We start from the raw sequence: 21622 nt of genomic DNA on the forward strand, positions 1-21622 counted from the left end.
GCCGGTCGGACGGCGACCCCGGCGTCGGTCAGTACTTGCGGTTGGGCAGCGCCTCCTTGGCCTGCTCCTGCGTGAAGGTGGTCTCCTCGGTCTCGATCCGGGGCGGCACCGCCTCGCCGGCGTGGACCTTCTTCACCAGGTCCATCAGCTGCGGCCCGAGCAGCGGGCTGCACTCGGCGATGAAGTTGAACTTGCCGTCCGCGAGGGCCTGCATGCCGTCCTTCACCGCGTCGATGGTGATGATGACGATGTCCTTGCCCGGCGTCTTGCCGGCCGCGGTGATGGCCTCCAGCGCGCCCAGCCCCATGTCGTCGTTGTGCGCGAACAGCACGTCGATGTCCGGGTTGGCCTTGAGGAACTGCTCCATCACCTGCTTGCCCCCGGCCCGGGTGAAGTCACCCGACTGGGAGGCGACGATCTTGAGGTTCGGGTTCGCGGCGATCGCGTCGGCGAAGCCCTTCTTGCGGTCGTTGGCCGGCGCCGAACCGGTGGTGCCCTGCAGCTCGACGATGTTCACCGGCCCGGTCGCCGACTTGGTGTGCTCGATGAGCCACTCGCCGGACAGCCGGCCCTCCTTGATGAAGTCCGAGCCGAGGAACGTCTTGTAGAGGGTCTTGTCCGCCGAGTCGACGGCGCGGTCGGTGAGGATGACGGGGATGCCGGCGTCCTTGGCCTCCTTCAACACCGTGTCCCATCCGGACTCCACCACCGGCGAGAAGGCGATCACGTCGACCTTCTGCTGGATGAAGTTGCGGATCGCCTTGATCTGGTTCTCCTGCTTCTGCTGGGCGTCGTCGAACTTCAGCTCGATCCCCGCCTGGGCGGCGGCCTCCTTGATCGAGGTGGTGTTCGCCGTCCGCCAGCCGCTTTCCGCGCCGACCTGGGAGAAGCCCAGAACGATCTTGTCGCCGGCGCCGGAACCGCCGCCGGTGTCACTGTTGCCGCAGGCCGCCAGGCTGCCCGCGAGCAGCACCGTGGCGACGGTCGCGATGATGGCGCGTGCTGTTCCCGTGGTTCTCATCGGTTCTCCTCGGGGTTGGGTCGACCGGATCGCGGCTCGGCGGCGTGCGGCCCGGCTGTGGTGGTGGGGGCGGGTGCGAGAAGGGCGGCGGATGAGCGCGCCGGCCAGTGGTACGGCGGTGGTCGCTCAGCCCGTCGCCGGGCGTTGGCCGTAGACGTTCTGGTAGCGGTCGTGGAGCGAGTCGATGTCGGCCGGCGCGATCGGCAGCGGCTGCCCGAGGGCGCGGGCCAGGTGCGCGGTGCGGGCGACGTCCTCGCACATCACCGCGGCCTTGACCGCCGCGCGGGCGTCCCGGCCGATCGTGAAGACCCCGTGGTTGCGCATGAGCACCGCGGGTGAGCGGTGCCCGGACAGGGTGCTGACGATCCCCTTGCCGATGTCGTCCCCGCCGATCAGCGCGAACGGCCCGACCGGGATCTCCCCGCCGAACTCGTCGGCCTGCGCGGTCAGCCAGCACGGGATCGCCTCGCCCCGGGCCGCCCAGGCGGTGGCGTAGCCGCTGTGCGTGTGCACGACGCCGCCGACCTCCGGCATCGCCCGGTAGACGTACGCGTGGGCGGCGGTGTCGCTGGACGGTGACCGGGCCCCGTCGACGACCCTGCCGTCGAGGTCGCAGACCACCATGGCGTCCGCGGTCAGGTCGTCGTAGTCGACGCCGCTGGGCTTGATGACCATCAGCTCCTGGCCGGGGACCCGGGCCGACACGTTGCCGGCGGTCCACGCCACGAGGTCGTACCGGGTGAGTTCGCGGTGCAGCCCGGCGACGGTCTCCCGCAGCGCGGCCACCTGCCGGGTCAGGTCGGCGTTCATCGGACCACCTCCAGAACGGTGTCGGCCGGCGCCGCGGACGCGTCGAGGGCCGCGTTCCGGATCGCCCGCAGGCGGAGCATGACGTCGTCGCCGCCGCGGCCGAAGTGGTCGTGCAGCGCGCGGTACTCGGTGAAGAGGGCGTCGTAGGCGCGCACGTTGTCCGGGTCGGGCCGGTAGGCGCCCTCGTGCACCCGGCCCATCGCCGCCGACGCCTGGTGGATCGACGGGTACGCCCCGGCGGCGACCGCCGCGTGGATGGCCGACCCGAGCGCCGGCCCCTGAGCGGAGCCGATGATGCCCAGCGGGCGGTTGGTGACGTCGGCGTAGATCTGCATCAGCAGCCGGTTCGAGGTGAGACCGCCGGCCACCACGAGGTCGGTGACCGGCACCCCGGCGTCGACGAACGCCTCGATGATCATTCGCGTGCCGTACGCGGTGGACTCCAGCAGCGCCCGGTAGACGTCCTGCGGTCGGGTGGCCAGCGTCATCCCGACGATCAGCCCGCTCAGGTCGTGGTTGACCAGCAGCGAGCGGTTGCCGTTCCACCAGTCGAGCGCCATCAGGCCGTGCGCCCCGACCGGCTGGGCGGCGGCCAGTTCGGTCAGCCGGTCGTGCGAGTCCGCGCCGGCCGGAGCGGCGTGCCTGACGAACCAACCGAAGATGTCGCCGACGCCGCTCTGCCCGGCCTCGTAGCCCCAGGCACCGGGGCTGATGCCGCCGTCGACGACACCGCACATGCCGGGCACCTCGGCGGGACGCTCGCCGTTGAGGACGTGGCAGGTCGACGTACCCATGATCGCCACCAGCCGGCCGGGCGCCAGGGCGCGGGCGGCGGCGGCCGTGACGTGCGCGTCGACGTTGCCGACCGCGACCGCGATGCCCTCCGGCAGCCCGGTCCAGGCCGCCGCCCGGGCGGTGAGGGTGCCGGCGCGAGCGCCGAGCGGCAGCAGCGGACCGTCCAGCTTGGTCACGAAGTCGGCGAAACCCGGGTCGAGGGCGCTCAGGTAGTCGCTCGACGGATACCGGCCGTCCTGACGGATGCCCTTGTAGCCGGCGGTGCAGACGTTACGGGTCTCGGTGCCGCACAGCTGCCACACGATCCAGTCGGCCGCCTCGATGAAGCGCTCGGCGCGCCGGTAGACCTCCGGGTCCTCCGCGAGGATCTGGAGGCCCTTGGCGAACTGCCACTCGGCGGAGATCTTGCCGCCGTAGCGGCCGATCCACGGCTCGCGCTGCTCGTGGGCCAGCGCGTTGATCCGGTCGGCGTACGGCTGGGCGGCGTGGTGCTTCCAGAGCTTGACCCAGGCGTGCGGCCGGCGGCGCAGCTCCGGGATCTCGCAGAGCGGGGTGCCGTCGGCGAGGGTCGGCAGGACCGTACAGGCGGTGAAGTCGGTACCTATCCCGATCACCTGGGAGGGGCGTACGCCGGCGGCGGCCAGCGCGGCGGGAACGGCATGGCGCAGGACGTCCCGGTAGTCCTCCGGGTCCTGGAGCGCCCAGTCGGGAGGCAGCGCCGGCCCCCCGTCGGGGAGCCCGGACTCGATCACACCGTGGCGGTACTCGTGCACCGCCGTTCCGACCTCGGCACCGTCGCGTACCCGGACCACCAGGGCCCGCCCGGAGAGCGTGCCGTAGTCGACCCCGACCACGTACCGCTCGCCGGCTCCGTGCACCTCGCCCATGACCACCTCCGATCCGTCACCGCAAGTGTTAACGCTCACATCCAGGCCCGTCAAGATACGTCTCGGCAACAGCTCAGTAACGCACGGCGCTACGGCTGTGTCCGCATTGAACGGTTAAGCACGGATGATGCGGCGCGCGGGCGGGCAGTTCGTTGGCTCCCGGTCCGGGTCAGGGCGTGTTAACGAAAACAGGGATCGGTCGGCGGGGTTCCGCTCAGGCTCCGGCAACCGGCGGTGCGGGCGGCGGTAGCGGCAGTTCGACGGCGGCCGTCTCCCCGACCCGCGTGCTCGAGTGCGCCGGCGGCAGCTTCTCCACTCGTGGCAGGCGGCTGTGCAGCCGTCCCCGGTCGGTCGGGTCCGGCCGACCGTCCACCTGGCAGGTCACCATCCGGATCGGCGCGGGTGGCGCGGTGAACCGGCCGGCGCCCCAACGCACCCAGAGCGGGATCCGCCCCGCGTCGGCTTCGGCGAGCAGCTTCTCCCAGGTCCGGCGGCGCGTACCGTGGTCGACCTCGATGACGACCGGTGGTCCGTCCGGGCGCGCGCAGGCCACGTCGAGCACCGACCGCTGTGCGGACATCGGCGGCGGCAGCGGCAGCACGCTGGGCGCCCGCCGGTAGACCCGCCAACCCTGCTCCGCCGCCCAGCCGACCACCACGTCGATGAGTCGGGCGGTGACCTGGTCGGTGATCAGGTCGGTGAACGTGACGGCGTCGAGCCGCTCCCCCAGCGACGCCGCCAGGCGCTCCCCGTCCGCATCGACCGCCACCGCCGCAGGGTAACCGCGCGACCGCTGTCGTCGCCGGCAGGGCAGCCGGGAACCCCGGGTCAGCCGGGGCGGACCCAGCCGCCGATGCGCGATGATTCCGAGAACGGAAAGCCCCCGTCTTTAAGCAGAGGGAGAAGCGTGATGAGCGAACCCGACGTCCTGATGCGAGGCATCGTGTTCGGCGAGTCGCCGCGCTGGCATGACGGGCGGGTCTGGTTCTCGGACTGGGGCGCGAACCAGGTGATCGCGCTCGACGCTGACGGCGGTCACGAGGTGGTGGCAACCGTCCCGTCGTTCCCGATGTGCATCGACTTCCTGCCCGACGGGCGGCTGCTCGTCGTGGACTCGGCCCGGCGACGGCTGCTGCGCCGGGAGCCGGACGGGTCGCTGGTCCGGCATGCCGACCTCTCCGGCGTCTCGGAGAAGCCGTGGAACGACATCGTGGTCGACGACAGGGGCAACGCCTACGTCAACACCATAGGTTTCGACTTCCCCGGCGGTGAGTTCGCACCGGGCCTGGTCGTGCTCGTCACCCCGGAGGGCGACGTCGAGCGGGTGGCCGACGACCTCGCGTTCCCCAACGGCATGGCGATCAGCCCGGACGGGGCGACCCTGGTGGTCGCCGAGTCGTACGCGAACCGGCTCACCGCCTTCGACATCGGCAGCGACGGCGCCCTCGGCAACCGGCACGTGTGGGCGGAGACGCCCGACGACCATCCCGACGGCATCTGCTTCGACGCCGAGGGCGCCCTCTGGTATGCCGACGTCGGCAACCAGCGCTGCGTTCGGATCCGTGCCGGTGGTGAGGTGTTGGCCACCGTCGGCCTCGACCGCGGCGCCTTCGCCTGCGTGCTCAGCCGCGAGCCGGAGCCGCGCTTGTTCGTCGTCGGCCAGACCTGGGGCGGACCGGAGCCGTCGGCACCCAGCGGGGTGTTGGTGGCGTTCCCGGCGCCCGCACCGGGAGCCGGGAGGCCGTGACCCGGGCACGGCGTCCACCGCCGATGTCCCGCCGATCGATGACGCGCGTGAGCGGCAGCCTGCGGTGGCTAGCCGGCGGGATGGGTGCCGGGGGTGTGCCCGAAGGTGCGTCGGAACACGTCGATGAACGCGCTCGCCGAGGACCAGCCACACCGGTGCGCCACGGCGGTCACCGGCGTGCTGGCCGCCAGGAGGACGAGAGCGTGATGCAGGCGTAGCTGGGTGCGCCACTGCGGGAAGGTCATCCCGAGGTCGCTGCGGAACAGCCGGGACAGGGTGCGATCGCTGGCGCCCACCGCACGACCGAGTTCGGCGAGCGTACGGGTGTCGCCCGGGTCGGCCTGCAACATGGCGCACAGGGCCTGCAACAGCGGCGTGCGGGGTGCTGGAACGTGCAGCCGCTGCTGAGGAGCGGCCCGCACCTGGTCGAGCAGCACGGCGCGCATCCGGGCGCGCTCCGGGCTGCCGTCGTCCGTGCCGCGGGTGTACGCGACGATCAGTTCGCGCAGCAGTGGGCCGACGGACAGCACCGTCGGGGTGTCCACACCGAGCGGATTGTCCTCGGCGGGCAATCCGACCAGGTGCAGGTCGAGGTCGCCGTAGGCACGGTGGGCGTGCACCGTTCCCGCCGGCACCCAGATCGCGCGCGTGGCCGGAGCGATCCACGATCCCTCGCTGGTCGTCACGGCCAGCACCCCCCGACCGGCATAGACGATCTGGTGGTCGTCGTGCCGGTGAGCGTCGATCTCCCCTCCGGACGCGAGCCGCTGGGTGCGGGTGGGCGCAACCGGGTTGTGGCGTATTTCCGTCATTAGTTGGCAGTTTATCGGAAGCCAGACAGGGCGCGGCCGGGAACCATCGAGGGGGTGCGAAGGAGAACCTCGATCACCCTGCTCTCCGTCGGCCATGCCTGCGTCGACGTCTATCAGGGCGCCGTCGCGGCGCTGGTGCCGCTCTTCGTCGCCGAGCGGGCCTACACCTACGCGGCGGCGTCCGGGATCGTGCTCGCCGCGTCCCTGCTGTCGTCGGTCGCGCAGCCCGCCTTCGGCGCGCTCACCGACCGCTGGGCGCTGCCGTGGTTGCTGCCGGTCAGCACCCTGGTGGGCGGGGTCGGCATCGCGCTGAGCGGACTGAGCGGCGACTACCCCCTCACCCTGCTGTTCGTGGCGCTCTCCGGGATCGGCGTGGCCGCCTACCATCCCGAGTCCGCGCGCCTCGCTCGGGCGGCCAGCGCGGGCAGTCACACCGCCATGGCCTACTTCGCCACCGGCGGCAACGTCGGCTTCGCCCTGGCCCCGCTCCTGGTCGCCGCGGTCACGGCCGCCGGTGGCCTGAGCTGGACCCCGCTGATGGTCGTGCCGGCCCTCGCCGGCACCGCGATGGCGTTGCCCGTGCTGCACGCCCTTGCCCGACGCCAGCGCACCGGAAGCGGAGAGCCGGCGCCGGTCGGGCGGGACGACACCGCCTCGTTCACCCGGCTGAGCCTGGCCGTGGTGTTCCGGTCGATCGCGTTCATCGGCCTCAGCACGTTCGTGTCCCTCTACGCCCAGCAGCGCACGAGCGGCGGCACGGCGGCCGGCACGGCGGCGTTGTTCGTGCTCTACCTCGGTGGCGTCGTCGGCTCGGTCCTCGGTGGCGCCGCGGCACATCGGTGGGGCCGGGTGGCGGTGTCCCGCCGGTCCTACGCGATCACCGCGATCGCGGTCGCCGGGGTGGTGCTGGTGCCCGGACCCGCCCTCTACCTGTTCGTGGCGTTGACATCGGTCGGCCTCTACCTCCCCTTCTCCCTGCAGGTCACCCTCGCGCAGGACTACCTGCCCACCAGCGTCGGCACGGCAAGTGGGATCACCCTGGGCCTGACCGTCAGCGTCGGGGGCATGGCCAGCCCGCTCCTCGGCCGCCTGGCCGACGCCACCTCGCTCCAGGTCGGACTGATGCCACTCATCGTCATGCCGGCACTGAGCTGGCTGATGTTCCGCAGCCTGCGCGATCCCGAGCCGGCCCGGTGATCCTGGGCCGTGGGCCGTGGGCCGTGGGCCGTGGGCCGTGGGACGTGGGACGTGGGCCGTCGCGGCGGCGCGGCGAGGCCGCCCCTCGCGGTCGTCCGCCTAGGGATGGTCGGGGCGTGGGTGCCGCCACATCGGCCACAGCACCGGACCTCCGGCGGGTAGTGCCAGGGGCCGGCCGCGGTCGCGGAAGTCGTGGCGTAGGTAGAGCCGGCGGCTCTGTTCGGTGGAGGCTTCGAGATACACCGGTAGGGCGGCGGCGTCCGCGACGCGCAGGCCCTCGGCGAGGATCGCGGCGCCGGCGCCGCGCCCTCTCAGGGGCGGCCGAACGGCGATCGAGGCGAGGTAGACGTGCGGTTCGCGGGGACGGTGCCCGAGCACCGTCTCGTTCACCACCGCCAGCCGCCGCGCGACGGCGTCGTCTCCGATCGTGGCCGTCGCGAGCCGCTCGGCTTGCCTCTCCAACTCCTGGGCGCGATGGTGGAGCCACACCGATATCCCGGCGAGGGTGCCGTCGGGAAGTTCGGCGAGGATGACCTGCTCGGTGCGGACCGCGCCGGCCAGTAGCTCACGGAACATCGACCGCGCGCACGCGGCCCGCTGTACCGGGTCCGGGATCACCCAGCACAACACGGCTTCGTCGGCGAACGCGGCCGAGTAGGCGGCGACCACGGCGTCCAGCTCGGCGGGCCGGGCGCGACGGGCGGTGACGACGGGATGAGACACGGGCGCTCCTTGCTGGATCCGGGAATGGCTCCTCCCACCGTGGCCGGCCGAGCCACCCGGGCGGGAGTAGTTTCGTCACGACAACCGTTGTGACGAAAGGGATCCGGATGGAACGGTGGTGCGTCGAGTGCCGGGCCGAGCTGCCACCGGCCGCCGGCCGGGGACGAGCGCGCCGTTACTGCTCGCGTAGCTGCCAGGCCCGGGCCTACCGCCGCCGCCGGGACCGTGGACGGGTCACGCCCGCCCCCCGCCCGCTCGGCGCTCCCACTCAAAGCGGGGGTTCTGCCTCCCGGGAAGACCTGGTTCGCGTCGCCGTACGCCTGGCCGACGCCCGCGGCCTCGACGCGGTGTCGGTTCGTGCCGTGGCGCACCGGGCCGGCGTCACGCCGGAGGCGGTCTACCGCTGGGTACGCAACCGGGACGACCTGCTCAGCGCGATGGCCGAGCACGTGCTCGGCACCCCTCGGCACCGCGACAACGGCCACGGCACGCCGCGCGAACGCCTCGAACGACTGGGCCGCGCCGAATGGGCTCTGTACCGCCGCCACCCGTGGCTGCTGACCGTCCTCGCGAGTACGCGACCACCCACCGGACCGCGGGTGCTGGCGATGGTCGACCGCGCCGTGAACGCCCTCGTCGACGCCGGACACGACCCACCGGACGCGTTCGCGGGCTATCTCGCGCTCAGCGGCTACGTGCAGGGTATGGCGCTGCTCCCCCTGGCCGAGCAGGCGGAATGCGACGCCGGCGGCACCGCGTGGTCGACCTGGTCGTCCACCACCTTCGGGCGCCTGGAACGCGCCGGCCGCACCGGCGGCCGTCCCTGGCTCGCCGCGGCACGTCCGGTCGGCCGGACCGACCCGGACCAGGACCTGGACCGCTGGTTCGAGTTCGGCCTCCACCGCCTTCTCGACGGCCTCGTCCCGCCCTCACCAACCGGCGACCCCAGCTCGTGAACCAGCCGTTCACCAGGCAGTGCGGACGGACGGCACGCGTCCGCCTACCAGCGGGGCCGTCCGGGCGGTAGCCGGCATCCCGGGCCTTCTATATGGTGGCACGGTTGCGGGCGGTTGCTTCCCCGATGGCCGGCCCGCGACCGAATTTCCGCGATGGCAGTCGAAACCCCAAAGGTGCTCATTGTGACCGTGGACTCACCGGCAAGCGACCGGCCCGAGCCGGGCAACCCCGACGTGCGGCAGAAGATCGACACGTCGGTGCCGCATTCGGCACGGATCTGGAACTACTGGCTCGGCGGCAAGGACAACTTCGCCGTCGACCGCGCGGCCGGCGACCAGTATCGCCAGGTCTTCCCCGGCGTCGTCGACGTCGCCCGCGCTTCCCGGCAGTTCCTCGTCCGCACGATCACGTTCCTCGCCGGTGAGGCGGGTATCCGCCAGTTCCTCGACGTCGGTACCGGGCTGCCGACGGCGAACAACACCCACGAGGTGGCGCAGCGGATCGCGCCGGACGCCCGGATCGTCTACGTCGACAACGACCCGCTGGTCCTGGTGCACGCCCGTGCGCTGCTGGTCGGCACGCCCGAGGGCAGGACCGCCTACATCGACGCCAACCTCCACGACCCCGCCGCGGTCATCGCCGAGGCCGGCAAGACGCTCGACTTCCAGCAGCCGATCGGGCTCATCCTCAGTGGCGTCATGGGCCACGTACCCGACTACGAGACCGCCCGGTCACTCACCCGTCAGCTGCTGGCGCCCCTGCCCTCCGGCAGCTACCTGTCCCTCAACGACGGCACCAGCCTGATCAGCCCGGAGATGCAGAAGGCGCAGGACGACTACAACGACACCGGGGCGACGCCGTACACGCTGCGCTCACCCGACCAGATCGCCGGATTCTTCGAGGGCCTGGAGCTGGTGGAGCCGGGCGTTGTGCCGTGCCCGCAGTGGCGACCCGACGACAAGGTCGACACGCCCGCCGACATCGACGCCTTCGGCGGGGTGGGGCGCAAGCCCTGAGCCGCGCGGGTTGACGACGTGCCCGCCCGGCATGCGGTCGCATGCCGGGCGGCCGCTCAGGAGCCGGTCGGCCGTCAGCCGGGACCGGGTTCCCGCGGTCGACGACGCCGGCCGCACCGAGCGTCGGGCGCCGCCGGCCTGTCGGCTACCGCCACCTGGTCAGGTTGAGCATGTTGCCGTCGGGGTCGAGCACGTGCGCGACCCGCTGGCCCCACGGCATGTCGTTGGGCTGTCCCGGCACGGTGCCGCCGGCTGACTCGACCGTGGGCAGCAAGGCGTCGACGTCCGGGACGTCGGCGCTGAGGATGATCCGTACCGGTGCGCCGATCCGGGTGTCGTCCTTCTGCACGAGGCCGAGCACCGTCTCGCCGATCCGCAGCTCGACGTAGAACTCCGGGCCCTCCTCGGGTACACGCAGCGTCTGCGTAGCGCCGAGCACCTTCTCGTAGAAGGTGCGCAGGCGGGGCAGGTCGGGCGTGCTGACGACGGGTTGGATCGAGGTCATCGGAAGTCTCCTGAGGTTGGTTGTCAGGAAGGAAGACCAACCAGCCTCCCGGAACTCATCGGTGCCGCAGAGCCCCGGTTACGGATCACGTCGAGGACGCTCGCGGTCACCGGACCGCGACCGCAGCCGCTACTCTGCTCCCGTGGGACTGCGGTTCACGACGCGCGCGTCCGACTCGCCCTGGATCGACACCGTGTGGACCTGCACGAGCGAGCGGGTGACGCAGATGACCTCCGTCGCGACCGTGCACTGGGGCCTGGTGTTCTGGAACCAGGAGGGCAAGGCGTACGCGGCCGTTTCCGGCCCCGAGTCCGGCGCCGGCGTCGCGCCCGTGCCGGAGGGTGCGACCTTCGTCGGCATCGAGTTCTCGCTGGGCACGTCGCTGCGGGCGGTGCCCACGCCGGCCCTGGTCGACGCGGGCGTCGAACTGCCCGGCGCCACCCGCCGCACCTTCCAGTTGGACGGTGCGCGCTGGGAGACGCCCGGCCCGGACGACGCCGAGGCCCTGGTCGGCCGTCTGGTCCGGGCTGGCGCCGTGGTCCGGGATCCGCTCGTCACCGAGGTCCACTGGGGCGGCCGTACCGAGGTGTCGGCACGCACCGTGGAACGCCGGTTCCGCGCCGCGACCGGGCTGACCCAGGGCGCCGTACGGCAGATCGAACGCGCCCGCGAGGCCGCGCTGCTGCTGGCCGGCGGCCTCGCGGCCGCCGACGTCGTCGGCCGGCTCGCGTACTACGACGAGCCGCACCTGGCCCGGGCGTTGCAGCGGTACGTGGGACGCACGGCACGGCAACTGCGGGAAGGTGGCGGCGGCGCCATCGCCCTGGACCTGGTTCAGCCGGTGACGTCGTAGATCAGCTTCAGCACGCCGTTCGGGTAGGCGGCGAAGTCCCGCAGGCGCAGCACCTGCTTGTCCTTGTCTTCGGCGCTGAACAGGCTCTTTCCGGCGCCGAGCAGCGTCGGGAAGACGAGCAGGTTGTAGCGGTCGATCAGGCGTGCGTTCGACAGGCGTCGGGCCAGCTCGGCGCTGCCGTGGATGAAGATCGCACCGCCCTCGCTCTTCTTGAGATCGAGAACGTGGTCGGTGGAACGCAGGATCGTCGTCGGGCCCCAGCCCTCGACGAGCGCGTCCTCGGGCAGCGTGCTCGACACGACGTACTTCGGCAGGTCCTTGTAGGCGGCGTGGTCCTCCGAGTCCCGCCATACCGGCGCGAACATCTCGTAGCTACGGCGGCCGAACAGCAGCGCGGTGGTCTCGGCGAGCTCCTCCCCCTTGAGAGCGAAGGCCTCGGGCAGGACCTCGACGTCCTTGAACACCCAGCCACCGCTGCGGTGCTCCTCGCCCGGCCCGCCGCCGGGCGAGTCCACCACGCCATCGAGCGACATGAACCCGGTGTAGACCAGCTCACGCATGTGTCTTCTCCTCGTAATCGGAACGCCGGCGCCCATGATAGGAGCGGCCATGGCCGCCGTCTTGTACAGAAACGACGGCCGAGGTTCCCGGTGGCGCGGGGCCCCACGACCGCCGCCAGCTCGCCGACCCGGTGCTGCTCAGCCGGTTGCCCAGGACCGGTTCACCACCTGGTACATGGCGTGGTCCTGCCACCGGCCGGCGATGTTGAGGTACTCCGGCGCCATGCCGAACCGCACGAACCCGTTGCGTTCCAGCACCCGCTGCGATCTGACGTTGTGCAGCAGGGTCTCCGCCTGCACCCGGTGCAGCCCCAACTCCTCGAAGGCCACCCGCACGATCTCACGTACCGCCTTCGTCGCGAACCCTCGGCCGTTGTGACTGGCGCTCACCCAGTAGCCCATCGCGCAGGACTGGAAGGGGCCGCGCACTATGCCGTTGAGCGTGATGCGGCCGATCACCCGCCCGGAGTCGTCGAGGATGACGTGGGGCAGCTTCGATCCCTGCTCGTACTGCTGGAGATCGGCTGCGATGACGGCGCGCTGGCCGTCTGCCGTGAAGTAGTCCTCACTCCGGAGCGGGTCCCACGGCGCGAGAAAATCACGGTTGACGCGGAGCAGATCGGCCAGGGCCGGCGCATCCTCCGGGGTGATGAGTCGGGTGATCGTCACCCGTCCATCGTCCCAGGCGGGATGTGCCCCTCCTCGCCAGGCCGCACCGGCAGCGAAGTGGTTCCGGGTGACTGGGGCCACCGGCGGGCGGGCTTCCCGTCCGAGCTCCCGGCTGCCAGGGTGACGTCATGGTCGACAGCGAGGTGACGCGCCGCGTCGTCGGTGACTTCCTCCGGTACGTCCGCTCCGGCCGGGAGCCGCAGCGGGCGGCGGAGTTCATGGCGCCCGCGGTGCGTGCCCACCAGGTGCAGTCCGGGGACCTCGCCACCGTCGAGCGGACGCCGGCCGACTACGCCGAGCACGTTCGGGAGATGACCGCCACCTGGGGCGCGTTCGACCTCACGGTCGAGGAATTCCTCGTGGATGGCGCGCGGGCGTACGTCCGGCTGGTCCAGGTGGGGCGGCACCTCCAGCCGGTGGCTGGGATCGCGCCGACTGGTCGGACCGTCCGCCAGATCAACTCGGTCGTCTACCACGTCGAGGATGGCCTGATCAGGGAGTACTGGATGCAGATCGACCGGGCCGGGCTGCTGGCCCAACTCCGCGACGATTGCTGACCCCTTCGGTTCGACGAGTTCGTCGTCCCGCAGTTGACGCAGCAGGAACCGAAAAGGCTCCGATCACCGTGGGATCGTGGGCGGGTGTAGCGGCCTACCCACGTCCAGGCGCCGTCTCCTATTCGCCGGGGACGATCACCCGCGCGTGGTCGGGCAGCGAGGTCAGCACCCGACGCCGGCCGGTGGCCGGGTCGGCGGCGACCAGCTCACCGCCGTCGGCGGCCCAGCGTTGCAGGAGGACCTCGGTGCCGGCGAGGCCGAGGAAGCTCTCACCGTCGCCACCGCCGGGCGCCAGGAGGTCGATCCGGCCGGCCGGTCGACCGGAGCGCAGATCGACCCCGACCAACGTCATGGGCGGCACCGCCCGCGCCCCCTCCGGCTGGCCGGTCGGGAGGTCCTCCGCCGGGGTGACCAGAGCCCACACCGCCGGCGGATCGCCGCCGCCGCGCACGAGCGGGACGAGCGCGTTGCGGACGTCGTCGGGACCCACCTGGTGGGTGGTGGCGAGCGACACCGAGCGAGCCGCCCGGCCGTTGACGTCCTGAATTGCGATGGTGAGCTGGCGGTGCGGCCGGGCGTTCGGGCCGACGTCGAACTCCGCGGTGGCCAGTTCACGCCCGTCCAGGAACGCCAGCATCCGGCGGGCCGGTGTCCCGCGTAACGCCAGCGGGCGCAGTTCCCCGCCCGGCAGGGTGAAAGCCGCGTACGCCTCGCCGTCGCCGGAGGGTTGCCTGAGCAGCAACGCCCGTCCGTCTGTCGACCACTGCCCTAACTCGTATCCGGGCGGGATGGCCCGCTCGGTGATCCCGGTGAGGTCGCGGATCCACCACTGCCCGTCTCGCCGCTGGGCGAACCACCGCCCGTCCGGGGAGAGCGCCTGACTGAACGCGCCCCTGGTGGCCACCAGCCCGACGCCGAATTGTTCACCGGCGGCGGTCACCAGGTACATCGGCCGCCGAGGCCAGGCGCCGGTCGCCACGTCGAAGCCATCGGGGTCGTCGATCTGGTAGAGCAGGGCTCCCCGTCCCACGGCCCGGTCGATGGGAAGGTTGGCCGGGGCGGCCGGCGGCAGCAGCCGGCCGGGCAGCCCGGCGAGAAGTTCCCGGGCCGTGACCGGGGCGGCGACCTCGGCGGAGGCCGGCGACCGGGTGGCGCTCGTCCGCCAGACCGTTACCCCGGCGGCCCCGCCGACCAGCGCCCCGGCCAGCGCGACCGCCAACCATCCCCGAAGCCGGTGCGCTCCCGGCGGCGTAACGGGTGCCGGTCCCGGTGCCGTGGATTCCATCGTCGTGCCCCCGATCTTGGCGTCCTGCCCGCGCACAGCAGACGGGAGTTGTACCGGACCGTCAACGGCCCGGTCGAACCCGGCTCCCGATCGAGGCCCAATCGTGATCTTCGGGGATCTCAGGCTCAGTGGCGACCAGCTCGGCGGTAGACGCGTTGACCACGTCAGCGTCGCTGCTGGCCTGCTCAGTCCCAGTCCGCTGGCGCCGCTTCGGCGGCCCAAGAATCCGGCGGCGGAGGCGTCAGGAACAGCCGGACCCGCTCAGCCTGCTCGACAACAGCAGCGTGACTCAGCCGTCGGTCGGGATCCACGCGGCGATGTCGACGTCACGTGGGTGTACGGGTTCGGAGAGGACGACGCCGGTGGTGGTGTCGCCCAGTTCGGTGAGGCGCTCGATGACCTGCTCCAGGTGCTCCGCGTCCCGCACCGCGATGGTCAGCTCGTAGCAGTTGTGCCCGGTGACGTGGACGCAGGAGAGCACGTGCCCGATGGCGAGCAGCTGCTCACGCACCCCCCGGGAATTGCGGACGGAACGGTGCCGGGGACGCAGGGACACGTGGGCGCGCAGGCCCAGCCCGAGCCGGGCGAGGTCGAGGTGGACCCCGTAGCCCTTGATGACGCCGGAGTCCTCGAGGCGCCGCATCCGCTCGGCGACCGCCGGGCGGCTCAGCGACACGCGGCGGCCCAGCTCGGCGACGCTGATCCGGGCGTCACGGGAGAGTTCACGGATGATCGCGAGATCCGCGGCGTCCCACGATGACGATCTGTCGGCAGCCAAGGGGGATCAGCTCCTTATCGACGGTCGATGCGCGCTGATGCCGTCGAAGTGGCATGGGCGAAGGGTCCGCTGCAGCCTACTGTCATCCACCATGAAGGCGACGGTCCTGCGCGAGGCTGGCTGGGTGGACGTCATCGACGTCCCCGACCCGATGATCGAGCATCGTGGTGACGCCGTGGTGAGGGTGTCCCTGGCGGCCGTGTGCGGATCCGATCTCTGGCCCTACCGGGGCCAGGAGTCGTTCACGCCCGGCGATCGCATGGGGCACGAATGGATCGGGGTTGTCGAGGAGGTCGGCGCGGACGTCGCTCGGGTCCGGCCGGGCGATCTCGTTCTGGCCCCGTTCGCCTTCGCGGACGGAACCTGCCCCGCATGCCGTGACGGCTGGTTCACCTCCTGCCCTGCCGGCGGCTTCTGGGGTGGTGGCAACGGCGGGGGTCAGGCCGAGGCCGTCCGCGTGCCGTTCGCCGACGCGACGCTGGTCCCGGTGCGTACGGATGCTGACGCGGAGCTGGTGCGCCGACTGCTGCCGCTGACCGACGTGATGGCGACCGGCACGCACGCCATCGCGCTGGCCGGCGTCCGGCCGGGTGTGACCGCCGTCGTCCTGGGCGACGGTGCCGTCGGGCTCTGCGCAGCGCTCGCCGCGCGCCGTGCAGGAGCGGCACGGATCATCCTCGTCGGCCGTCACCCCGACCGGAGCGCTCTCGCCACACGGATGGGGGCGACTGATGTCCTCGCCGCCGACGACCCGGCGACCGTCGGCCTCATCCGGGAGGCGACCGAGGGTGGCGTACCGGGCGTCGCCGAATGCGCAGGGACGCAGTCCGCCCTCGACCTCGCGATCGACCTCGTCCGGCCGGGCGGCACGATCGGCTCCGTCGGCGTACCCAACGGCGTGGACCGGGTCGACCTCTACCGGCTGTTCCGCCACAACATCACCCTGAGGGCCGGGGTCGCCCCGGCCCGCCGTTACCTGGAGCCCCTCCTTGCCGACGTCCTCGCCGAGCGGCTGGACCCGTCACCCGTCTTCTCGGCCGAGGTCCCCCTCGATGCCGTCGCCACCGCCTACCAGGCCATGGCCACCCGCCAGGCAGTCAAGATCGCCATCCGGCCTTGACCCGATACGACCCGAGGAGTCGCACGATGCACCAGGAACTCGAGCCCGACTACCCGATCCTGACGCCACGGCTGGCGCTGCGGCCGCACCGTACCGACGACCTCGACGACCTGCTCGAATTCCACGGCGATCCCGAGGTGGTGCGATTCCTTCCGTGGCCCCTCCGCGACCGGGCGGCGACGAACGCCGCGCTCACCGCCAAGCTGGATCAGGCGACCCTCACCGAGCCGGGCCAGTGGCTGGTGCTCGCCGTGGAGCTGCGCGAAACGAAGACCGTGATCGGCGAGATCCTCCTGAAGTGGGCCAGCGCCGAGCACCGGCAAGGAGAACTCGGCTTCGTCCTCGCGCGCGCCCACCAGGGCAAGGGGTACGCCGCGGAAGCCGCCGCCGCGATGCTGCGCCTGGGCTTCGAGGACCTGGGCCTGCACCGCATCACCGCGGTGTGCGTCGAGGGCAACATTTCCTCGGCCCGCCTCCTGCGACGCCTGGGCTTCAGCCAGGAAGCGCGGCTGGTCGACGACATCTGGTTCAAGGGCGGCTGGGCCACCCGGCTCCTCTTCGCGTTGACCGAGGACGCCTGGCGGACGCCTGCGACGACCGGCAGGGACCGGGAGGAGATCGACGCCCTCATCCGCTGCTACTTCGACGCCTTCACCTCCGGTTCCGGAGTCGACGAACGCATGGCGGCACTGCGCGACGCGATGCTGCCTGGAGCCATCATCGTCCGAACGTGCGGGATGGCTCCCGCGGTGTACGACGTCGACGCGTTCATCGAGCCGCGGCAAGCCATGCTCACCGACGGCACGCTGACCGACTTCAAGGAAGAAGCCCGGTCGGGCCGGCTGGACCTGTTCGGCGACATCGCGCAGTGGTTCGGCAGGTACGCCAAACAGGGCCGCATGAACGGTGCCCCCCACACCGGCGGCGGGATGAAGTCGATCCAGTTCGTGCGCACCGACGCCGGCTGGCGCATCAGCGCGGCCGCATGGGACGACGACCGCCCGCAGCGATAGGCAAATGGTCGACAGCTTCGTGGCGGGCGGCATCGCTCCTGACGAGACAGCGAGATGTCTCGCAACTCGCTCGTGACCGCCCTGCCCCGGGGATTTCCCGGGGCAGGGCGGCGATCAGCACGAGGCCGGCTGGGTGGAGGGATGCGCGATTGGCGTCGCGACTGCCCGACGAGGAGGTCCGCCACGGAGCCGCTCGCGGCGCGCCGCACCCGTGATCGTTTGGCTACGATGCCCAGGATGGCGGGGATGGGAACACGCGGGGAAGGTAGCTGAGGCGGTGTTTCCGCCTGGGCGTGTGGCCGGACGGGGACGCGGATGGTACCGGGGCGACTGTCACGTGCATTCGCGGCGCTCGCACGGGGGTGAGCTCACGCCCGAGCAGCTCGCAACCGCCGCTCGTGAGATCGGGCTGGATTTCATCGCCGTCACCGAGCACAACACCGTGGACACCCATGGCGCCTGGGGCGATCTCGCTGACGACCTGTTGGTGGTCCTCGGCCAGGAGGTCGTCACCCATACCGGACATTGGCTGGCGCTCGGTCTGGCGCCCGGTCAGGTGGTCGACTGGCGCTACGGCGTTCGTGACGGCCTGGTCGACCGAGCTGTGGACCAGGTCCATCAGGCCGGCGGTCTCTGCGTCGCCGCCCACCCACACGCTCCGTACCCGTCCGGCTCTTTCATGTATCCGTTCGAAGGATTCGATGCGGTCGAGGTGTGGAACGGGCTCTGGAGTTCGGACCTGCCCTGGAACGCCGACAACGAGGCGGCGGTAGCCGAGTGGGGTCGCGCTCTGGCGGCCGGGATACACCAGGGGCGTTGGCGTCCCGCGGTGGGTAACAGTGACGTACATCTGCGAGGTCAGCTCGGAGTTCCGCAGCTGGTCGTGCGGGCCGAGGACCTCGGCACCCGCGCCGTGCTCGCCGGGATCGCGGCCGGACACAGCTGGATTGCCGAATCGGCAGCGGTTCGGTTGACGTTCACGGCCTGCGCGGGCGACCGCACGGTCGGGATCGGTGAGCAGCTGGACACCTGCGGGGCGCCGGTCGTGGCACGGGTACGGGTGACGGGTGTGCCAGACGGCACGATGAGCTTCCACACCGATCGCGGCGTGGTGCACCGCGACGTGTTGCCCCGTGCGGGCGCAGGCAGGGTGGAGTGGTCCACGAGCGCCAGCGAGTCGATGTTCATTCGTGTCGAGGTACGCCATCCCACCGGGCACATGGCGGCAATGACCAACCCGATCATCTTGATGTGAGAGCACGTCGGCGTGCCTCCGCGGCGGAAGCCCTTGAGGCCGTCGTCAGCCAACGGTCGTCGATCGGGGGCGAGCGCCTCGGCGATCGACGCCATCAGGCGGAGGTTCGCAGTCCGGCCGCCGTACCGACCACGACCATCTGCCCCAGCGCCAGGCGGTGTGGACGGCGCAGGCGGGGGGCTGTCAGTCGATGACGGCGGTGGCCTCCACCTCGACCAGCAGGTCCGGCTCGCCGAGCGCGGCAACACCGATCAGCGTGATCGGCTTGACCGGGTCGATCCCCAGCCTCGCGGCCGCCCGGGACACACCCTCGCCCAGTGCCGGCATCTTGTCCGGCGACCAGTCCACGACGTAGATGGTCAGCTTCGCCACGTCGTCGAAGGAGCTGCCGATCCCAGCGAGGGCGGTACCGACATTGAGGTACGCCTGCTCGACCTGGGCGGCCAGATCTCCCTCGCCGACGGGGTTTCCGTCGGCGTCGCGGGCGACCTGCCCGGCCAGGAACACCAGCCGGGATCCGGTGGCGATCGACAACTGCCGGTACACCTCTGGCTTCGGCAGTCCGTCGGGGTTGACCAGCTCCACGGCCATGACCACTCCATCCGTCAGACACAAGATCGATGGCTAAACATAGCATCGCTATGTAATGTGCCACCATGGCCAGGACCAAAGACCCTGCGATCTGTACGCTGTTGATCGAGCGGGCCGCGCAGATGCTCCGAGCCCGCGAGCCGGTCACGCTGCGCTCGATCGTCGCGGGTACCGGCGTGTCGACCATGGCCGTCTACACCTACTTCGGCGGGATGGACGGCTTGTGGCGAGCGACGCGTCAGGAAGGATTCACTCGATTGGCCGCCAGGCTGCGAGCTGTCCCGCTATCCGCAGACCCGGTACGAGACCTCGCCGCCCTCGGGGCGGCGTACCTCTCCAACGCCCTGGTCAACCCCGACCTCTACCGCGTGATGTTCGACGCCGGGTTCGAGCTGGAAGACCCCGCAGCCGCGGACGCAACGCTGCATTGTCTCGTGACCACCATCCAGCGCGCCAAGGAGCTCGGGCGGTTCCGCCCCGACGCGGACCCGTTGGCCCTGGCCACGCAGAGCTGGGTGATCGGCCACGGCCTGGTGTCCCTGGTGACCACCGGTCCACTGGAGCGCCAGGCGCTCGACCACGGCGCGCCCATGCTCACCGCGTTGTTCATCAGCTACGGCGATGAACCAGACGCCTGCCGTCGCTCGGTCGAACTCGGCTGGCACCCGTACCCTCACCCCAGCGACCCTTGACATCCCCTCACCGGGCGGCCAGCAGCTCGAGAACCCCGATGGTCTCAACAGGGTTGGTCGACGTGCCGTTTCATCGGCGCTGAGCAGCGGAGCCGTCCACTGACGTCCGCGCCGAGCGTCGCCCGCGATCGGGTTGCCACGGCCTGCTGGGGGCGTAGCCGCGGAGAAAGGCGCCCTGCCCCGGACGCTCCACCCGAGCCGTCCTGAACCTCGTGACAAAGCTCAACGCCGACGACGGTCTTCGGCCATCGTGACCGGACAGACATCGAGGTGATGCTCGACCGACCATCCACGAAGCACCCACAAGGAGGTGTCACGCGGGTGACCCCATGCGGCTACATCTGTTCGGCAGCGGCACTGGCGGTAAGGAGATCGGCGAGGGCGGCCCTGGAGTTCTGGAGCGTGGAGATCTTACCGTCCAGCCGGCGGAGCTGTTCTTGCAGCGTCGGCGCCGCACAGTGCTCCAGTTCCGGGCCGGGTCCCTCGACGCAGGGCAGCACCTCGCGGATGACATTGGTGGGCAAGCCGGCGGCGAGCAGGGCCCTGATGTGACCGACCACGACCGGGGCGTCATCGTCATAACGACGGTGACCACCGCCGGCCCGGTGGGACGTGAGCAGTCCCTGCTCCTCGTAGTAGCGCAGCAGGCGTGGGCTGACCCCGGTCGCGCGCGCCAAGTCCCCGATCCTCATCGTCATGTGATCCCCGCCATCCACGCTTGAAACTCACATGGGTGTCAGATTCTACGTTGCTGGTATGTCCTCCTTCGTTGTGCAACGTAATGGTCAGGCGGCGACCGCCGAGGAGCTTGCGCCGCTCGCCTTCGCGGGCTATGCCCACTTCACCGCCATGCAGGTGCGTGGGGGCCGGGTCCGCGGTCTCGACCTGCATCTGGAGCGGCTGCGGCTCGCCTCGGTGGAGCTGTTCGGTCACGCCCTGCCGGACGATCAGGTGCGCTCCTACCTGCGGGCGGCGCTTGCAGCGGGCCCGGCCGACATGTCGCTGCTCGCCACGGTCTACTCGCCGTCGGGCGAGTTCACCGTGGCCGGGCGTGAGGTCCAGGCCGAGGTCCTGGTCCGCACGGGACCGGCCGCGTCCGGCCCGCAGGGCCCGCTGACGCTGGCGACCGTCGAGTACGAACGGGTCCTTCCGGCCGTGAAGCATGTCGGCGAAGTCGCCAAGACGTACTTCCTCCGGCAGGCCGTCGGGCAGGGCTTCGACGATGCCGCCTTCGTCGACCGCCAGGGTCGGCTCAGCGAGGCCTCGATCTGGAACCTGGCGTTCTGGGACGGGTCTGCAGTGGTGTGGCCCGAAGCCGACATGCTGGGCGGGACCACGATGGGTATCGTCCGCCGGCAGCTGGACCGTCTCGGTGTCCCGCAGCGCGTGCAGGAGATCACGCTCGCCGATCTGCCGGCACTTGCCGGGGCGGTGGTCATGAACTCGTGGACGCCCGGAGTGGCGGTCCACCGGATCGGCGCCGTGCCCTTGCCCGAGGCGCCGTCCTTCGTCGAGCTGCTTCACCGCGCCTACCAGTCCGAGCCGCTCCTCGCACCGTGAGAGCCGGCATCACCTGATATCGGGACCACCCCGGCACCCGCCCGCCGGGAGCCGCTTGCCAGTGGAGGCGGGTCCAGCGTCGCGACCCGCCTCCACCAGCCTCGCCCGCATGCGACGCTCCCCCGCAACCGGTACGACGGGACGGGTCAGCGCTCGACGGCGAGGATGCCGATCAGGCTGGCGCCGCCTGACGGCGTCCCACCCCGCGCGTGGTGGCAC

Annotated in this window: 24 protein-coding genes; 11 read left to right on the top strand and 13 right to left on the bottom strand. The window is 71.3% G+C overall.

What is annotated here, in order from left to right:
* Positions 1 to 28: 28 nt before the first annotated feature.
* The 4 genes from Q3W71_RS00720 to Q3W71_RS00735 all read right to left on the bottom strand — a co-directional run bounded on the left by Q3W71_RS00720 (position 29) and on the right by Q3W71_RS00735 (position 4282).
* A complete protein-coding gene (locus Q3W71_RS00720; protein ID WP_302917320.1) occupies positions 29 to 1021 on the bottom strand; it encodes an ABC transporter substrate-binding protein in 993 nt (330 codons plus the stop codon).
* A gap of 126 nt (positions 1022 to 1147) precedes the next feature.
* Positions 1148 to 1831 (bottom strand): L-ribulose-5-phosphate 4-epimerase, encoded by a 684-nt coding sequence (locus tag Q3W71_RS00725; protein ID WP_302917322.1) that lies wholly within the window; start codon positions 1829 to 1831, stop codon positions 1148 to 1150.
* The gene (gene araB, locus Q3W71_RS00730; RefSeq protein ID WP_302917323.1) at positions 1828 to 3513 is read right to left on the bottom strand and encodes a ribulokinase; all 1686 of its coding nucleotides are present in this window, start codon (positions 3511 to 3513) and stop codon (positions 1828 to 1830) included. The genes Q3W71_RS00725 and araB overlap by 4 nt, the downstream gene beginning before the upstream one ends.
* A 214-nt stretch (positions 3514 to 3727) precedes the next feature.
* Positions 3728 to 4282 carry a hypothetical protein gene (locus Q3W71_RS00735; RefSeq protein WP_302917324.1) on the bottom strand — a complete coding sequence of 185 codons (555 nt, stop codon included), beginning with the start codon at positions 4280 to 4282 and terminating at the stop codon, positions 3728 to 3730.
* A 141-nt stretch (positions 4283 to 4423) separates the two neighbouring features.
* Here Q3W71_RS00735 and Q3W71_RS00740 point away from each other — a divergent pair, with 141 nt between their 5' ends.
* Positions 4424 to 5260, top strand: a complete 837-nt coding sequence (locus tag Q3W71_RS00740; protein ID WP_302917325.1) for an SMP-30/gluconolactonase/LRE family protein — start codon at positions 4424 to 4426, stop codon at positions 5258 to 5260.
* Positions 5261 to 5328: 68 nt separating this feature from the next.
* On the opposite strand, the gene Q3W71_RS00745 is transcribed toward Q3W71_RS00740, so the two are convergent.
* A complete protein-coding gene (locus Q3W71_RS00745; protein ID WP_302917326.1) occupies positions 5329 to 6072 on the bottom strand; it encodes a helix-turn-helix transcriptional regulator in 744 nt (247 codons plus the stop codon).
* A gap of 54 nt (positions 6073 to 6126) precedes the next feature.
* Here Q3W71_RS00745 and Q3W71_RS00750 point away from each other — a divergent pair, with 54 nt between their 5' ends.
* On the top strand, positions 6127 to 7269 hold the full coding sequence (locus Q3W71_RS00750; protein ID WP_302917327.1) for an MFS transporter: 1143 nt from the start codon (positions 6127 to 6129) through the stop codon (positions 7267 to 7269).
* Positions 7270 to 7368: 99 nt separating this feature from the next.
* Here the strand turns inward: Q3W71_RS00750 and Q3W71_RS00755 are convergent, their stop codons facing one another.
* Positions 7369 to 7938: a GNAT family N-acetyltransferase gene (locus Q3W71_RS00755; RefSeq protein ID WP_302917328.1), complete on the bottom strand. Its 570-nt coding sequence runs from the start codon at positions 7936 to 7938 to the stop codon at positions 7369 to 7371.
* Positions 7939 to 8099: 161 nt separating this feature from the next.
* Here Q3W71_RS00755 and Q3W71_RS00760 point away from each other — a divergent pair, with 161 nt between their 5' ends.
* Positions 8100 to 8948 (top strand): TetR/AcrR family transcriptional regulator, encoded by an 849-nt coding sequence (locus Q3W71_RS00760; RefSeq protein WP_302917329.1) that lies wholly within the window; start codon positions 8100 to 8102, stop codon positions 8946 to 8948.
* A 189-nt stretch (positions 8949 to 9137) separates the two neighbouring features.
* Positions 9138 to 9965: an SAM-dependent methyltransferase gene (locus tag Q3W71_RS00765; RefSeq protein WP_302917330.1), complete on the top strand. Its 828-nt coding sequence runs from the start codon at positions 9138 to 9140 to the stop codon at positions 9963 to 9965.
* 145 nt (positions 9966 to 10110) lie between these two features.
* Here Q3W71_RS00765 and Q3W71_RS00770 read toward each other — a convergent pair whose 3' ends face one another.
* Complete coding sequence (locus Q3W71_RS00770; protein WP_302917331.1) at positions 10111 to 10470, bottom strand: VOC family protein; 360 nt, start codon at positions 10468 to 10470, stop codon at positions 10111 to 10113.
* A gap of 142 nt (positions 10471 to 10612) precedes the next feature.
* Here Q3W71_RS00770 and Q3W71_RS00775 point away from each other — a divergent pair, with 142 nt between their 5' ends.
* A complete protein-coding gene (locus tag Q3W71_RS00775; RefSeq protein ID WP_302917332.1) occupies positions 10613 to 11323 on the top strand; it encodes a helix-turn-helix domain-containing protein in 711 nt (236 codons plus the stop codon).
* Here Q3W71_RS00775 and Q3W71_RS00780 read toward each other — a convergent pair.
* Both Q3W71_RS00780 and Q3W71_RS00785 read right to left on the bottom strand, forming a co-directional pair.
* On the bottom strand, positions 11305 to 11883 hold the full coding sequence (locus Q3W71_RS00780) for a dihydrofolate reductase family protein (RefSeq protein WP_302917333.1): 579 nt from the start codon (positions 11881 to 11883) through the stop codon (positions 11305 to 11307). The two genes, Q3W71_RS00775 and Q3W71_RS00780, sit on opposite strands and share 19 nt — an antisense overlap.
* Positions 11884 to 12021: 138 nt before the next feature.
* Positions 12022 to 12552: a GNAT family N-acetyltransferase gene (locus Q3W71_RS00785; protein WP_302917334.1), complete on the bottom strand. Its 531-nt coding sequence runs from the start codon at positions 12550 to 12552 to the stop codon at positions 12022 to 12024.
* A 128-nt stretch (positions 12553 to 12680) separates the two neighbouring features.
* Between Q3W71_RS00785 and Q3W71_RS00790 the strand changes: the two genes are divergently transcribed.
* Positions 12681 to 13109 (top strand): ester cyclase, encoded by a 429-nt coding sequence (locus Q3W71_RS00790; protein WP_302917335.1) that lies wholly within the window; start codon positions 12681 to 12683, stop codon positions 13107 to 13109.
* 118 nt (positions 13110 to 13227) lie between these two features.
* On the opposite strand, the gene Q3W71_RS00795 is transcribed toward Q3W71_RS00790, so the two are convergent.
* Entirely contained in the window at positions 13228 to 14328 is a 1101-nt protein-coding gene (locus Q3W71_RS00795) for a hypothetical protein (RefSeq protein ID WP_302917336.1), read from the bottom strand.
* Between the two features lie 355 nt (positions 14329 to 14683).
* A complete protein-coding gene (locus tag Q3W71_RS00800) occupies positions 14684 to 15172 on the bottom strand; it encodes an Lrp/AsnC family transcriptional regulator (protein WP_302917337.1) in 489 nt (162 codons plus the stop codon).
* A gap of 91 nt (positions 15173 to 15263) precedes the next feature.
* Here Q3W71_RS00800 and Q3W71_RS00805 point away from each other — a divergent pair, with 91 nt between their 5' ends.
* The 3 genes from Q3W71_RS00805 (at position 15264) to Q3W71_RS00815 (ending at position 18560) form a co-directional block, all read left to right on the top strand.
* A complete protein-coding gene (locus Q3W71_RS00805) occupies positions 15264 to 16292 on the top strand; it encodes an alcohol dehydrogenase catalytic domain-containing protein (protein WP_302917338.1) in 1029 nt (342 codons plus the stop codon).
* Positions 16293 to 16318: 26 nt separating this feature from the next.
* On the top strand, positions 16319 to 17305 hold the full coding sequence (locus Q3W71_RS00810; RefSeq protein WP_302917339.1) for a GNAT family N-acetyltransferase: 987 nt from the start codon (positions 16319 to 16321) through the stop codon (positions 17303 to 17305).
* Between the two features lie 295 nt (positions 17306 to 17600).
* Positions 17601 to 18560 carry a CehA/McbA family metallohydrolase gene (locus Q3W71_RS00815; protein WP_302917340.1) on the top strand — a complete coding sequence of 320 codons (960 nt, stop codon included), beginning with the start codon at positions 17601 to 17603 and terminating at the stop codon, positions 18558 to 18560.
* 183 nt (positions 18561 to 18743) lie between these two features.
* On the opposite strand, the gene Q3W71_RS00820 is transcribed toward Q3W71_RS00815, so the two are convergent.
* The gene (locus Q3W71_RS00820; RefSeq protein WP_302917341.1) at positions 18744 to 19151 is read right to left on the bottom strand and encodes a RidA family protein; all 408 of its coding nucleotides are present in this window, start codon (positions 19149 to 19151) and stop codon (positions 18744 to 18746) included.
* 65 nt (positions 19152 to 19216) lie between these two features.
* Between Q3W71_RS00820 and Q3W71_RS00825 the strand changes: the two genes are divergently transcribed.
* Complete coding sequence (locus Q3W71_RS00825; RefSeq protein ID WP_302917342.1) at positions 19217 to 19843, top strand: TetR/AcrR family transcriptional regulator; 627 nt, start codon at positions 19217 to 19219, stop codon at positions 19841 to 19843.
* A gap of 335 nt (positions 19844 to 20178) precedes the next feature.
* Here Q3W71_RS00825 and Q3W71_RS00830 read toward each other — a convergent pair whose 3' ends face one another.
* Complete coding sequence (locus tag Q3W71_RS00830; RefSeq protein WP_302917343.1) at positions 20179 to 20541, bottom strand: MerR family transcriptional regulator; 363 nt, start codon at positions 20539 to 20541, stop codon at positions 20179 to 20181.
* A 58-nt stretch (positions 20542 to 20599) separates the two neighbouring features.
* Here Q3W71_RS00830 and Q3W71_RS00835 point away from each other — a divergent pair, with 58 nt between their 5' ends.
* Complete coding sequence (locus Q3W71_RS00835; RefSeq protein ID WP_302917344.1) at positions 20600 to 21403, top strand: aminotransferase class IV family protein; 804 nt, start codon at positions 20600 to 20602, stop codon at positions 21401 to 21403.
* The last annotated feature ends 219 nt before the right edge of the window (positions 21404 to 21622 follow it).

This window comes from Micromonospora sp. C28SCA-DRY-2 (assembly GCF_030519475.1).
In the GTDB taxonomy this organism is placed as follows: Bacteria; Actinomycetota; Actinomycetes; order Mycobacteriales; family Micromonosporaceae; genus Micromonospora.

What these genes read in the sequence shown, in the direction of transcription:
- Q3W71_RS00720 (WP_302917320.1), bottom strand. Translation starts at nt 1,021, where the DNA reads ATGAGAACCACGGGAACAGCACGCGCCATCATCGCGACCGTCGCCACG.
- Q3W71_RS00725 (WP_302917322.1), bottom strand. Translation starts at nt 1,831, where the DNA reads ATGAACGCCGACCTGACCCGGCAGGTGGCCGCGCTGCGGGAGACCGTC.
- araB (WP_302917323.1), bottom strand. Translation starts at nt 3,513, where the DNA reads ATGGGCGAGGTGCACGGAGCCGGCGAGCGGTACGTGGTCGGGGTCGAC.
- Q3W71_RS00740 (WP_302917325.1), top strand. Translation starts at nt 4,424, where the DNA reads ATGAGCGAACCCGACGTCCTGATGCGAGGCATCGTGTTCGGCGAGTCG.
- Q3W71_RS00745 (WP_302917326.1), bottom strand. Translation starts at nt 6,072, where the DNA reads ATGACGGAAATACGCCACAACCCGGTTGCGCCCACCCGCACCCAGCGG.
- Q3W71_RS00760 (WP_302917329.1), top strand. Translation starts at nt 8,100, where the DNA reads ATGGAACGGTGGTGCGTCGAGTGCCGGGCCGAGCTGCCACCGGCCGCC.
- Q3W71_RS00770 (WP_302917331.1), bottom strand. Translation starts at nt 10,470, where the DNA reads ATGACCTCGATCCAACCCGTCGTCAGCACGCCCGACCTGCCCCGCCTG.
- Q3W71_RS00780 (WP_302917333.1), bottom strand. Translation starts at nt 11,883, where the DNA reads ATGCGTGAGCTGGTCTACACCGGGTTCATGTCGCTCGATGGCGTGGTG.
- Q3W71_RS00790 (WP_302917335.1), top strand. Translation starts at nt 12,681, where the DNA reads ATGGTCGACAGCGAGGTGACGCGCCGCGTCGTCGGTGACTTCCTCCGG.
- Q3W71_RS00805 (WP_302917338.1), top strand. Translation starts at nt 15,264, where the DNA reads ATGAAGGCGACGGTCCTGCGCGAGGCTGGCTGGGTGGACGTCATCGAC.
- Q3W71_RS00810 (WP_302917339.1), top strand. Translation starts at nt 16,319, where the DNA reads ATGCACCAGGAACTCGAGCCCGACTACCCGATCCTGACGCCACGGCTG.
- Q3W71_RS00820 (WP_302917341.1), bottom strand. Translation starts at nt 19,151, where the DNA reads ATGGCCGTGGAGCTGGTCAACCCCGACGGACTGCCGAAGCCAGAGGTG.
- Q3W71_RS00825 (WP_302917342.1), top strand. Translation starts at nt 19,217, where the DNA reads ATGGCCAGGACCAAAGACCCTGCGATCTGTACGCTGTTGATCGAGCGG.
- Q3W71_RS00830 (WP_302917343.1), bottom strand. Translation starts at nt 20,541, where the DNA reads ATGACGATGAGGATCGGGGACTTGGCGCGCGCGACCGGGGTCAGCCCA.
- Q3W71_RS00835 (WP_302917344.1), top strand. Translation starts at nt 20,600, where the DNA reads ATGTCCTCCTTCGTTGTGCAACGTAATGGTCAGGCGGCGACCGCCGAG.